The following is a 12,472-nucleotide window of genomic DNA, read 5'->3' as shown; positions in this document are numbered from 1 at the left end:
CGAGCGGCCTCGCCGCCGCGGGCACGCCGGGACCGGACGACCCGGTCGAGGACGATCCCGGCAATTCGGGCACAGAAGGTAAGAGGTCGACGTGAACTGGCTGATCGTCGTCGCCGGCGGCGTGATCGGGGCCCCGCTGCGCTATCTGACCGACCGCTTCGTGCAGTCCCGGCACGCCTCGGCCTTCCCCTGGGGCACCTTCGCGGTCAACGTCACCGGCTGCCTCGTCCTCGGCGTGCTCACCGGCTCCGCCGCCGTCGGCCCCGACCTGCGGCTCTTCCTGGGCACGGGGCTGTGCGGCGCGCTGACCACCTACTCCACCTTCTCCTACGAGACCCTCCGGCTCACCGAGACGGGTGCCGGGCCGCAGGCCTTCGTCAACGTCGTCGGGAGCGTGGCGGCGGGCCTCGCCGCGGCGTTCGCAGGGTTCGCCCTGGGGCAGTCCGTGTGGCCTTAAGATCCGCCGGACGCGGTGAATGCGCGGGATCCGCACCCGCGCCTGGTAGGACTGGGCACCGCCCCGTCGTACCACCGCCAGGACTGGATCAAATGAGCGCCATCTCCGTCGGCCAGGCCGTCATCCTCGGAGCCGTCGAGGGAGTGACCGAGTTCCTCCCCGTCTCCTCCACCGGTCACCTCAAGATCGCCGAGGGGCTGATGGGCATCCCGGTCGACGACGACGCGGTCGTCGGCTTCTCCGCCGTCATCCAGGTCGGGGCGATCGCCGCCGTGCTGGTCTACTTCCGCTCCGACATCGCGCGGATCGTCTCCGCCTGGACGCGCGGCCTCTTCCGGGCGGAGGAGCGGCAGCACCACGACTACAGGTTCGCCTGGTGGGTGATCTTCGCGACGATCCCGATCGTCGTCGTCGGCCTGGCCGCGAAGCCGCTCATCCACGGCCCGCTCGCCTCCCTCTGGGTGGTTGCCGGCTCGCTGATCGCCGGCAGCGCGGTGATGTGGGCCGCCGACCGCCTGGGCCGGCACAAGCGCGGCGAGGACGACACGTCCTTCAAGGACGCGATGCTGGTCGGCGGTTCGCAGATCCTCGCGCTGCTCTTCCCCGGCTTCTCCCGCTCCGGCGCGACCATGTCCACCGCCCTCCTGCTCGACCTGGACCGCGTCGCCGCCACCCGCCTGTCCTTCTTCCTCGGCATCCCGGCCCTCACCGGCGCGGGCCTGTACGAACTGAAGGACGCCCTCGGGACGGGCGCGGGCGCGGCCCCGCTGATCGTCGGCACCGCCGTCTCGTTCGCCGTCGCCTACGCCTCCATCGCCTGGCTCCTCCGCTACGTCGCGAAGCACACCTTCACCGCGTTCGTGATCTACCGGCTCGCGGTGGGGGTGCTGCTGTTCGGGCTGCTGGGGGCGGGGGTGCTGGAGGGGTGAGCTGCGGGCCGGCCTTGACATCCACCCCGGGCCTCCCGGAACATCGGGTTCCGTGAACCTGTCAGACAGCCAGACAGGTGGCCCGGCGCTGCGTCGCGTGAGTGCGATGGAAGCGGTCCTCGGCCACCTCCGCGGCGCCATCGAACGCGGCGAGTACGCCATCGGCGACAAGCTCCCCTCCGAGGCGGAGCTCTGCCGCACGCTGGAGGTCTCCCGGCCCGTCCTGCGGGAGGCCCTGCGCGCCCTCCAGACCATGGGCCTGACCATGTCGCGGACCGGCAAGGGCACCTTCGTCATCGCGAGCACCGTCGAGGACCCCACCTTCGGCGACTACGCGGCCAGCGACCTGCTGGAGGTGCGCCGCCACATCGAGGTCCCGGTCGCCGGGTACGCGGCCCTGCGCCGCACCCCGGAGAACCTGGACCACCTGGCCCACCTCCTGGACCGCATGGAGCGGGAGACGGACACCACCGCGTGGGTCGCGATGGACACCCTCTTCCACCTGGCCGTCGCCGAAGCCGCCCAGAACCCGGTGTTCCGCCGGGTCATCGAGGAGATCCGCGACGCACTGGCACGCCAGTCGGCCTTCCTCGACAAGCTGGGCGGCCGTCGCGAGCAGTCCGACCGCGAGCACCGGGCCATCGTCGAGGCGCTGATCGACGGCTCCGAACGCGACGCCGTCGAGGCCATGAGCCACCACCTGGACCGCGTCTCGACCACCCTCGCCGACATCGTGCGCACCATGCCCGGGGCCGACGCGTGAACCCCACGCAGGCCCACGCCCACCGACCAGTGATCAGGCAGTGATGTACAGCAGTTCCCTCGTCCAGGCCCCCGCCGTCCGCGAACCCCTCCACGCCCCCGTCGCCCACCTCGTCCGAGGCGGGGTGACCGAAGGCGTCCACCACGGCTCCGTCGTCGTCCTCCGCCCGGACGGCGAGGTCGGCTTCCAGCTCGGCGACATCGAGGTCGCCTTCTACCCCCGCTCGGCGCTCAAGCCCGTCCAGGCCGTCGCCATGGTGCGGGCCGGACTCCCGCTCGACGGCGAGCTGCTCTCGCTCGCCGCCGCCAGCCACTCCGGCGAGGAACGCCACCTCGACGGCGCCCGGCGCATCCTGGAGCTGGCCGGCCTCGCCGAGGACGACCTGCGCAACGTCCCCGACATGCCGTTCGACCCGGCGATCCGCGACACCTGGATCCGCGACGGGCGCGGGCCCTCCCGCCTCGCCCAGAACTGCTCCGGCAAGCACGCCGCCATGCTCTACACCTGCAAGCTCAACGGCTGGCCCCTCGACGGCTACCTCGACCCGGCGCACCCCCTCCAGCAGGCGATCGCCGAGATCGTCGAGGACCTCACCGGGCAGCGGATCGCCGCCGTCACCGTCGACGGGTGCGGCGCGCCCCTCTTCTCCGTCTCCCTGCACGGCCTCGCCCGCGCCGCCGCCCGCATCACCACGGCGGCCCCCGGCACCCCGGAGGCCCGCGTCGCCGACGCGATGCGCGAGCACGCCGAGATGGCCTCCGGCGCCGACCGGGACGTCGCCGCGCTGATGCGGGCCGTGCCGGGGCTGCTCGCCAAGGACGGCTTCGAGGGCGTCGAGGTCGCCGCGCTGCCCGACGGCCGCGCGGTCGCCGTGAAGATCGCCGACGGGGCGAACCGGGCGAGGATTCCCGTGACCGCGGCGGCACTTGCTCGCGCCGGCGTTGAGGGTGCTCTCCTTGCCGAGTTCGCGGGTGAGCCGCTGCTCGGCGGGGGTGAACCGGTGGGGTGTGTGCGGGTGGTCCGTGCGCTGGATCCTGTGCCGGAGGCGGCCTGCGTGTAGCTCCGCTGGTCGGGCCGAATTCGTCTGCGGGCCTGTTGTGGCTGGTCGCGCCCCGCGGCGGTAGCCGCACATCGACACCGCCCCGCGCCCCTTTGGGGCGCCTCCCCTCCCCCCTTCTGGAAGAGGACCCGGAATCTCATGACCGTCGTCACCCGTCGTGAACACGATCTGCTCGGCGACCGGGATGTTCCCGCCGACGCGTACTGGGGCGTCCACACCCTGCGCGCCACCGAGAACTTCCCCATCACCGGCACCCCCATCTCCGCCTATCCGCACCTCATCGACGCCCTCGCCGCCGTGAAGGAGGCCGCCGCCCTCGCCAACGAGGAGCTCGGGCTGCTCGCGCCCGAGAAGGCCGCCGCGATCGTCGCCGCCTGCCGGGAGATACGGGACGGCGGGCTGCACGACCAGTTCGTGGTGGACGTGGTGCAGGGCGGCGCCGGCACCTCGACCAACATGAACGCCAACGAGGTCGTGGCCAACCGGGCGTTGGAGCTGCTCGGGCACGAGAAGGGGCAGTACGGGTTCCTGCACCCCAACGAGGACGTCAACCTCGGGCAGTCGACGAACGACGTCTACCCGACCGCCGTCAAGGTCGCCACCGTCTTCGCGGTGCGCGGGCTGCTCAAGGCGATGGCGGTCCTCCAGGACGCGTTCGGCCGCAAGGCCGTGGAGTTCCGCGACGTGCTGAAGATGGGCCGCACGCAGTTGCAGGACGCGGTGCCGATGACGCTCGGCCAGGAGTTCTCGGCGTTCGCCGTGATGCTGGACGAGGACCGCAGCCGGCTCGCGGAGGCCGTCGAGCTGATCCACGAGATCAACCTCGGCGCCACCGCGATCGGCACCGGCCTCAACGCCCCCGCCGGGTACGCCGAGTCGGCGCGCCGCCACCTCGCCGAGATCACCGGGCTGCCGCTGGTCACCGCCGCCAACCTGGTCGAGGCGACCCAGGACTGCGGGGCGTTCGTGCAGATGTCGGGCGTGCTCAAGCGGATCGCCGTGAAGCTCAGCAAGAGCTGCAACGACCTGCGGCTGCTGTCCTCGGGACCGCGCGCGGGTCTCGGCGAGATCAACCTGCCGCCGGTGCAGGCCGGTTCGTCCATCATGCCCGGCAAGGTCAACCCGGTGATCCCGGAGGTCGTCAACCAGGTCGCCTTCGAGGTGATCGGCAACGACGTGACCATCACCATGGCCGCGGAGGCCGGTCAGCTCCAGCTCAACGCCTTCGAGCCGATCATCCTGCACTCCCTCTCGGAGTCGATCACGCATCTGCGCGCGGCCTGCCTGACCCTCGCCGAGCGCTGCGTGTCCGGCATCACCGCCAACACCGAGGTGCTGCGCACGACGGTCGAGAACTCCATCGGCCTGGTCACCGCCCTCAACCCGCACATCGGCTACACGGCGGCCACCGACATCGCCAAGGAGGCCCTCGCCACCGGCCGCGGCGTCGCCGAACTCGTCCTGGAGAAGGGCCTGTTGCCCGCCGAGATCCTCACCGCCCTGCTCCGCCCCGAGGTCCTCGCCGGCAGCGGCTCGCCGCTCGCCCCGCAGTCCCTCGCCTGACCGGCCCCGAGGAGGGCCGAGCAGGCACAATGGCGATCATGACGACGACGTCCTCCTCCAGCTTCCGGCCGGTCCTGGAGCGCATCGCCGAGGAGATGGAGCGCACGCCCGGCCGGGGCCGGTCCGCCGACTACATCCCGGCGCTCGCCGCCCGCGACCCCCGCCGGTTCGGCATGGCCGTCGCCGAACCGGACGGCACGGTGTACGGGGTGGGGGACTGGCGCGAGCCGTTCTCCACGCAGTCCATCACCAAGGTGTTCACCCTCGCCCTCGACCTGGCCCGCGAGGGCGACGCGCTCTGGGAGCACGTGGGCCGCGAGCCCTCCGGCAACCCCTTCAACTCCCTGGTGCAGCTGGAGTACGAGAACGGCATCCCGCGCAACCCGTTCATCAACGCCGGCGCCCTCGTCGTCACCGACCGCCTCCACACCCGTACCGGGGACGCGGCCGGCGAACTGCTGGCGTTCCTGCGCGCCGAGAGCGGCGACCCCGCCCTCGACTTCGACCTGGAGGTCGCCGCCTCCGAGTCCGCGCACGGAAACCGCAACGCCGCCCTCGCCCACTTCATGGCGTCGTACGGCAACATCGACAACCCGGTGCCGGTCCTCCTCGACCAGTACTTCCGCCAGTGCTCCATCACCGCGTCCTGCGCCGCCCTCGCCCAGGCCACCGGCTTCCTCGCCCGGCACGGCGTCCGCGCCGACGGCAGTCGGCTGCTCACCCGCAGCCAGGCCAAACAGGTCAACGCCGTCATGCTGACCTGCGGCACCTACGACGCGGCCGGCGAATTCGCCTACCGTGTCGGCCTGCCCGGCAAGAGCGGCGTCGGCGGCGGCATCATCGCCGTCGTCCCCGGCCACTGCACGCTGTGCGTGTGGAGCCCCGGCCTGGACGAGCGCGGCAACTCGGTGGCCGGCGTCGCGGCCCTGGACCGCTTCACGACCCTGACCGGCCTGTCGGTGTTCTGAACCGGTCTGCCGCTCACCGGATCAATCCGGTTGAGTGCGTGTCCGGTCACCGCGAAGATCGTCCCCATGTTCTCGCGCAAGCCCCGCCGCCCCAAGTCCCCCGAACTCCTCAAGGCCTGGGAGAGCCTCGACGCAGGTGACGTCCCCGGAGCGCTGCGCCAACTCCGGCAGGCGCCCGACGCCCCGCTCGCCGAGGTCGCCCTCGTGGTCGCCCGCGCCGCCGAGGCCGCCGGCTTCGACGACCTCCGCCAGGCCGCGACCGCCGTGACCGCACAGCCCGACCAGGCGCAGACGCTGTACGGATTCGGGTACGCGTGCGTGGAGCGCGGCGTCTCCTACCTCGCGGTGCCCGCGCTGCGCGAGGCGCTCCGCCTGGCCCAGGACTCCCCGGCGGTCCTGCGCGAACTGGTCTCGGCGTACGAGGACGAGGAGCGCCACCGCGAGGCGGCCGACGTGCTCGCCGCGCACGAGAGCGGACTCGCCGCCTGGCCGGACCGCTACCTGCTGGTGTTCAACGCCGTCCTGGCCGGCGACCTGGAGCTGGCCCGCCGTCACCACGCGCTGCTGCCCGACCCCGACGACGACATGTGGCTGCCCGCCCGCGAGCGCCAGAACCTCGTCCTGGAGCGGGCCGCCGCCGCCGGGCCGGCGAGCCCCCTGGACCGCGCCGACCTGCGCGGCTGGCAGTACGTCACGGGTGGCACCGTGCTCGGCACGCTCTCTCCGTACGGCTTCGACGCGGGCATGACCGGCCGGTTCGCCTACCTCCAGGACACCCACGACAACTGTCTGCGGGGCCTGCTGCGGCTGAAGGCGGTGCTCGCCGCCGCCGGGCTGCGCCCGCGCTCGGTGTCCCTGCTGCCCGACCGCGACAGCCGCATCCTGGGCCTGGCCGCCGCCGAGGTGCTCGGCCTGCCGGCGGAGCACTTCGACCCGGAGCGCGAGGACACCGTCGTCATCGCCTACGACCTGAACGAGACGCTGGAGGTCTCGCGGGGGCCCGTGGTGATCGGCCAGCTGGTAGGCAGGACGCCGGGGCAGGTGCTGCACGAGCACGCGAGCTGCTGGACGGACACCCCGGCCGTCGCCCCGGACAGCGTCGCCCTGCTCCACCAGACCGTGGTGGCACCCTGGGGCGCCGGGCTGCGGCAGGGCGCCGACGGCGGGGTGGAGCGCGGCGAGCCCGACGGACGGCCCGAGGCGGAGATCGCCGCCGAGATCGTGGCCGCCGACCCGACGCCGGACGAGGGCGACGGGCAGACGCCCGCCGACCCCGTCGAGCGGCTCACGGACTTCGTCGCGGCGGTCCGCGGCACCTGGCTGCACGGCGACCGGGCCCGCGTGAAGTCCTCCGGACCGGTGCCCAGTTCCCGTTTCCTCTGACCGCTCCCCACGCCTCGTCCGCGGCCGTCGAGGGCTCCTGACGCCGACTTCCGTCGTCCCGTTCCGCCGGCCGTTCGGGCCGCTCACGCGGCGGTCACGCGCAGGCCGTCGTCGCGCAGGCGGGACGTCGCCTTCCGGACATCCGGCGTTGACACGCTGACCGCGTGCTGGCCAAGGCTTTTCCCGTCGATCTCCGTCGCTGTCAGGTGCTGGGCCTGGCCGCCACCGCCGCTCTCGCCCTGGGCGGCGAGACGGCCGGCGCGCTGCCGGTCCGCGAACTCATCGCCCCGTCCTCGCCGCACGCCGTGCTGGGCCTGGTCGCGGTGTACTTCGGGCTGGTGCTGCTGACCGCGGCCTGGTTGCTGCTCGGCCGCCTGGTGCGCGAAGGCGACCCGCCCACCCCGCGCGCCCTGATCGTCGTCCTCGCCGTGTGGGCGGCCCCGCTGCTGATCGCGCCGCCGCTGTTCAGCCGGGACGTCTACAGCTACCTGGCCCAGGGCGCGATGGTCGACGCCCACATGGACGTGTACGCGCACGGCCCGGCCCGGCTCGGCGGCCCGCTCGCCGGGGAGGTCGCCCCGCTGTGGCAGCACACCGGCGCCCCCTACGGCCCGGTGTTCCTCGCCGTCGCCGCCGCGCTGTCCGCCCTCACCAGCGGCGAACTGCCTGCCGGGCTCATCGGGATGCGGTGCGTCGCGCTGTGCGGGGTGGCGCTGATGGCCGCCGCCCTGCCTCGGCTGGCCCGGCACAGCGGCGCCGACCCGGCCGCCGCGCTGTGGCTGGGCGTCCTCAACCCGCTGGTCCTGCTGCACCTGGTGGCCGGCGCCCACAACGACGCGATCATGCTGGGCCTGCTCGGCGTCGGCCTCGTCGCCGCCCTCGGCCGCAGATTCGTCCTCGCCGCCGTCCTGGTCACCCTCGCCGCCCTGGTCAAGGCCCCCGCGGCGCTCGGCCTCGCCGCCGTCCTGGCCCTCCAACTGCGCGCCGGACACCACCCGTTGCGCGCCGTCCTGACGACGACGGCGGCCTGCGCCGTCACCACGGTCACCGCGACCGCCGTCGCCGGCACCGGCTACGGCTGGATCAGCGCCCTGGACACCCCGGTCTCCCCGCAGAACTGGGCCCTCACCACCCTGCTCGGCCGCGCCACCCGCGCCCTGCTGGAGGGCCTCGGCAGCGACCTCGCGCCGCTGGCCGTCCCCGTCTGGCACACACTGGGCCTCGCCGTCACCGCCGTGGCCCTGGTCGCCATCTGGTGGCGGCTGCGCCCGCGCCCGGTGTACGCGCTCGGCCTGAGCCTCGCCGCGGTCGCCGCGTTCGGCCCGGCCATCCGCCCCTGGTACGCGCTGTGGGGGCTCTTCCTCATCGCCGCCGCGGCCCCCAGCACCTCCGTACGGCACCGGACGGCGGCCGTGGCCGGCGTCCTCGCCCTCGCCGTCCTCCCCGACGGCGGCCCGGCCGACGCCGGACGACTCGTCCTCGCGCTCTGCGGAGGCGCGCTCGCGGCGGTGTTCCTGTGGCAGGCCCACCTCGCCGCCCGGACCCCGGCCGCCCTGGGGCGTACGGCATGACCCGCACGTCCACCGACCGCAACCGTCTGCTGCTGCTCTTCGCCCTCGCGGCCGCCGTGACCGTCTTCACCGCGACGGTGCCCCTGCTGCGCGACTGGTTCGACCTGCGGGTCTATCACGGCGCCGTCACCAACTGGATCCACGACGGCGGACGCGTCTACGACTACCGGGTGCCGGGCACGCCGTACGGGTTCACCTACCCGCCGTTCGCGGCGGTCGTCATGCTGCCGATGGCCCTCGTGGGGCTGCGCACGGCGATCGCGGCGGCCCTGCTGCTCAACCTGGCGGCCCTCGCCGTCGCCCTCCGCGTCCTCGCCGGCCCCGGCCGGCACCGGCTCGGCTGGTACGGCGTCGCCCTCGCCGCCTGCGTCCTCGCCCTGTTCGAACCGCTGCGGGACACCTTCAGCTTCGGCCAGGTCAACGTCCTGCTGCTGGCCCTGGTCCTGACGGACTGCGCGCTGCTCGCAGCCGGCCGCTCCCGCTGGGCCGGCGTCGGCATCGGCCTCGCGGCGGCGATCAAGCTGACGCCGGCGCTCTTCATCGGCCTGCTGCTCGTGGCCGGCCGGCGGCGGGCGGCGGCGGTCGCCTCCGGCGTGGCCTTCGCGGCGACGGCGTTCGCGGCCCTGGTCGCCCCGGACGCCTCCCGCTTCTACTGGACGCGGGCCCTGTGGGACACCAGCCGGGTCGGCCGGCTCGACTACGTCTCCAACCAGTCGCTCCAGGGCGTCCTGGCCCGGCTCGGCGTGGAGAGCCGGCCGGTGTGGGCGGCGCTGGCGGCGCTGGTGCTGTGCGTGTGGGCGTGGCGGTCGCGGCGGGCGGCGGCCGACGGGGACTGGCCGGCGGCCTTCGCCCTGACCGGTCTGACGGCCTGCCTGGTCAGCCCCATCACCTGGGTGCACCACCTGGTCTGGCTGCTGCCGTCCTTCGCGGTGCTGCTCCGCGCCGGGCACGCACGCGTGGCCGCCGCGCTGTACGCGGTGCTGTGCACGAGCGTGGTGTGGCTGTGGTTCGACGACGCGTCCGGCGTCGACGGCTTCCTCGGCGGCAACCTGTACACCTGGATCACGCTCGGCCTGCTCGTGGGGCTGCCGGCGGGTCACGCTCCCGACGGCGTGCGTCGCCTCCTCGGCCGCAGCGCCAGCGCCACGGCCGCCGCGCCGACGAGGGCCGCGCCCGTGATCAGGGCGGCGTCCGCCCAGCCGGGGCCGCCGGGGGAGGCGGCCGCCGCCGTCACCGGCGCCACCTCGGGCCCCGACGCCGGACGCCGCCGCTCGCGCAGCCCGTCCAGCGAGCCCACCGGTTCGAGCCGCCCGGCCGCGTCGAACCCCCAGTCCAGCAGCTCGCGCGCCTCCCCGTAGACGGCGTAGGCGCCGCCCGACTGAGGGTTCATCACCGTCACCACGAGGGTGCGCCCGCCGCGGCGGGCGGCGGCGACGAGCGTGTGCCCGGCCTCGGTGGTGTAGCCGTTCTTGACGCCGATCAGCCCCTGGTACGGCTCGACGCCGTCCTCGCCGCTCAGCAGCCGGTTGGTGTTGACGATCCTGAACCGCCAGCCGTCGCGCCCGGGGAACCGCGCCTGCACGGTGGCGCAGTGGCGCGCGAAGTCGGCGTTGCGCAGCCCCGCCCGCCCGAACACCGCCAGGTCGTACGCCGAGGACACCTGGCCGGGCGCGTCGTACCCGTCGGGCGACACCACGTGCGTGTCCAGGGCGCCCAGCGACCGCGCCTTGGCCTGCATCAGGGCGGCCGTGGTGCGCCAGCCGCCGTTGAGCGCGGCCAGGACGTGCACGGCGTCGTTGCCGGAGCTGAGGAACACCCCGCGCCAGAGGTCGGCCACCGAGTACGTCCGCCCCTCGGCGACGCCCACGAGACTGCTGCCGGCCCCGATCCCGGCGAGTTCCTCCTCGGTGACCCGGTGCCGGATCCCGCCGGGCAGGACGGGCAGCACGGTGAGCGCGAACAGGGTCTTGAGGGTGCTGGCGGGCGGCAGCCTGCGGTGCGCGTTCGACGCGGCGAGCACATCGCCGGAGCGGGCGTCGGCCACCACCCAGGACAGCGCGGAGACGTCGGGCACCTCCGGCGCTCCGGGGCGGGGCCTGACCTGCGTGCCGGAGCGGTACAGCAGGGACGGCCGCGGCGCGGTGGCCCGCGCTCCGCCGCGCGGAGCGGGGTCCGGCTCGGCGGGGTCCGGCTCGGCGGGGGAGGCGACGGCGGCGCGCTCGGCGGGGCCGGCGACGGAGGTGGGTCCGAGGGCCAGCACGCTCGCCACACAGATCGCGCACGTCTGCGCGACAGCCCGAGAGGAGAATCCGATCGTCATACGATCAAATTAGGAACTCCGCCGTGGTTCCCGGCGCTGCCCGTGCCGGACATCGGCGCGGAGCACCCGGATGCCGCACGTCCGCCCGTCCGGGAGGGGCGGCCGTCCGCGAGGTCAGCCCGTGGGCAGCGTGGGCTGGATGCGGCGCAGGAACGTCGCGTTGTCCGGGGTCTCGCGCATCCGCTGGAGGAGCGTCTCCAGGTTCGCGTGGCCGTCCCGCGTCCGCAGGGCCCGGCGCAGACCGCGCACGGCGGTCAACTCGCCCTGAGGGAAGAGGAGTTCCTCCCGGCGGGTGCCGGATCCGTCGACGTCGACGGCGGGGAAGAGGCGGCGGGAGGCCGGTTCGCGGTCGAGGCGGAGCTCCATGTTGCCGGTGCTCTTCAGCTCCTCGAAGTAGAAGTCGTCGGCGCGGGAGCCGGTTTCCACCAGGGCGGTGGCGAGGATCGTGAGCGAGCCGCCCTCCTCGGCGGCCCGCGCCGCGCCGAAGAAACGCTTGGGGCCGATGAGCGCGGTCGCGTCGACACCGCCGCTGAGGGTGCGGCCCCCGGCGCCGGCCGCGTTGTTGTGGGCCCGGCACAGCCGGGTCAGCGAGTCGAGCAGGATCACGACGTCCTCACCGGCCTCGACGAGCCGCTTGGCCCGCTCGACGACCAGTTCGGCAAGGGCGATGTGCTGCTTGGGGGTCCGGTCGAACGTGGAGGCGTGGACCTCGCCGCGCACGGAGCGCCGCATGTCGGTGACCTCCTCGGGACGCTCGTCAAGCAGCACCACCATCAGCCGTGCCTCGGGGTGGTTGCCGGCCACGGCGGCGGCGAGCTGCTGGAGCAGCACGGTCTTGCCGGTCTTGGGCGGCGCGACGATCAGCCCGCGCTGGCCCTTCCCGACGGGGGCGATCAGGTCGGCGACCCGCCCGGCGAGCCCCGCCGCCGGGTGCTCGAGACGCAGCCGCTCGTGCGGGTGCAGCGGGGTGAGGTCGGCGAACTTCCGGCGGTCGCGCGTCTCTTGCGGCGTACGGCCGTTGATCCGTGCGACGTCGGTGAGCGTACGCGAGTCGTTCCGCGTCCCCTCGACGAAGTCGCCCTTGCGCAGGCCCAGTCGGCGGATCAGCGCGGGCGGGACCGGGAGGTCGGCGGGGGAGGGCAGGAGGTCTTCGCCGCGCAGGTGCCCCTTCCCGTGCCCGTCGATGTCGAGGACGCCGCTGACGAGCTGGACCGGGGACTGGCTGCGGACAGGGGGGTGTTCGAGTGTGGTGGTCATGGTGCGGGGTCCTTTCGAGGACGGGAGGCATGAGGCATGAGGCATGCGAAGAGCGAAGAGAAGGAAGAGAAGGGGGGAGAAGCCGCGAGGGGAGGGGTGATGCCCCCACGCCTCCGACGGCGAGAACGCCCGCCTCGGGCAGGGCACAAGAGCCTGCTCACGAGGAGTTGGTGCGAGAAAGCCGACGCTCCGACCGGCCGG

At 73.9% G+C, this 12,472-nt stretch carries 10 protein-coding genes and 1 pseudogene; 9 read left to right on the top strand and 2 right to left on the bottom strand.

Annotation, left to right across the window (positions count from 1 at the left end; genetic code table 11):
• Positions 1–91 precede the first annotated feature (91 nt).
• From crcB to ACFYX4_RS32980, 9 genes are all read left to right on the top strand, one after another.
• The gene (gene crcB, locus ACFYX4_RS33020; RefSeq protein WP_389341115.1) at positions 92–457 is read left to right on the top strand and encodes a fluoride efflux transporter CrcB; all 366 of its coding nucleotides are present in this window, start codon (positions 92–94) and stop codon (positions 455–457) included.
• Between the two features lie 92 nt (positions 458–549).
• The gene (locus ACFYX4_RS33015) at positions 550–1,386 is read left to right on the top strand and encodes an undecaprenyl-diphosphate phosphatase (RefSeq protein ID WP_389341112.1); all 837 of its coding nucleotides are present in this window, start codon (positions 550–552) and stop codon (positions 1,384–1,386) included.
• 52 nt (positions 1,387–1,438) lie between these two features.
• On the top strand, positions 1,439–2,149 hold the full coding sequence (locus ACFYX4_RS33010) for a FadR/GntR family transcriptional regulator (RefSeq protein ID WP_389341108.1): 711 nt from the start codon (positions 1,439–1,441) through the stop codon (positions 2,147–2,149).
• Between the two features lie 43 nt (positions 2,150–2,192).
• A complete protein-coding gene (locus tag ACFYX4_RS33005) occupies positions 2,193–3,209 on the top strand; it encodes an asparaginase (protein ID WP_389341105.1) in 1,017 nt (338 codons plus the stop codon).
• A 138-nt stretch (positions 3,210–3,347) separates the two neighbouring features.
• Positions 3,348–4,772 carry an aspartate ammonia-lyase gene (gene aspA, locus ACFYX4_RS33000; RefSeq protein ID WP_389341102.1) on the top strand — a complete coding sequence of 475 codons (1,425 nt, stop codon included), beginning with the start codon at positions 3,348–3,350 and terminating at the stop codon, positions 4,770–4,772.
• A 29-nt stretch (positions 4,773–4,801) separates the two neighbouring features.
• Positions 4,802–5,740: a glutaminase gene (locus ACFYX4_RS32995; RefSeq protein ID WP_389341099.1), complete on the top strand. Its 939-nt coding sequence runs from the start codon at positions 4,802–4,804 to the stop codon at positions 5,738–5,740.
• A 66-nt stretch (positions 5,741–5,806) separates the two neighbouring features.
• Positions 5,807–7,123 (top strand): hypothetical protein, encoded by a 1,317-nt coding sequence (locus tag ACFYX4_RS32990; RefSeq protein ID WP_389341096.1) that lies wholly within the window; start codon positions 5,807–5,809, stop codon positions 7,121–7,123.
• A gap of 164 nt (positions 7,124–7,287) precedes the next feature.
• Complete coding sequence (mptB, locus tag ACFYX4_RS32985; protein WP_389341093.1) at positions 7,288–8,694, top strand: polyprenol phosphomannose-dependent alpha 1,6 mannosyltransferase MptB; 1,407 nt, start codon at positions 7,288–7,290, stop codon at positions 8,692–8,694.
• Positions 8,691–10,052 carry a glycosyltransferase 87 family protein gene (locus ACFYX4_RS32980; protein ID WP_389341090.1) on the top strand — a complete coding sequence of 454 codons (1,362 nt, stop codon included), beginning with the start codon at positions 8,691–8,693 and terminating at the stop codon, positions 10,050–10,052. The genes mptB and ACFYX4_RS32980 overlap by 4 nt, the downstream gene beginning before the upstream one ends.
• Before the next feature lie 83 nt (positions 10,053–10,135).
• On the opposite strand, the pseudogene ACFYX4_RS32975 reads toward ACFYX4_RS32980, so the two are convergent.
• Together ACFYX4_RS32975 and rho are read right to left on the bottom strand one after the other, a co-directional pair.
• A pseudogene (locus ACFYX4_RS32975) lies at positions 10,136–11,014 on the bottom strand (D-alanyl-D-alanine carboxypeptidase family protein); the annotation flags it as partial.
• A 114-nt stretch (positions 11,015–11,128) separates the two neighbouring features.
• Positions 11,129–12,271 (bottom strand): transcription termination factor Rho, encoded by a 1,143-nt coding sequence (gene rho / locus ACFYX4_RS32970; protein ID WP_389341087.1) that lies wholly within the window; start codon positions 12,269–12,271, stop codon positions 11,129–11,131.
• Between the last annotated feature and the right edge of the window lie 201 nt (positions 12,272–12,472).

It is taken from the genome of Streptomyces sp. NPDC002328 (assembly GCF_042890065.1).
GTDB lineage: Bacteria > Actinomycetota > Actinomycetes > Streptomycetales > Streptomycetaceae > Streptomyces.
Note: the sequence above shows the minus strand (reverse complement) of the source record. Positions and strands in the feature narration are given on the sequence as shown.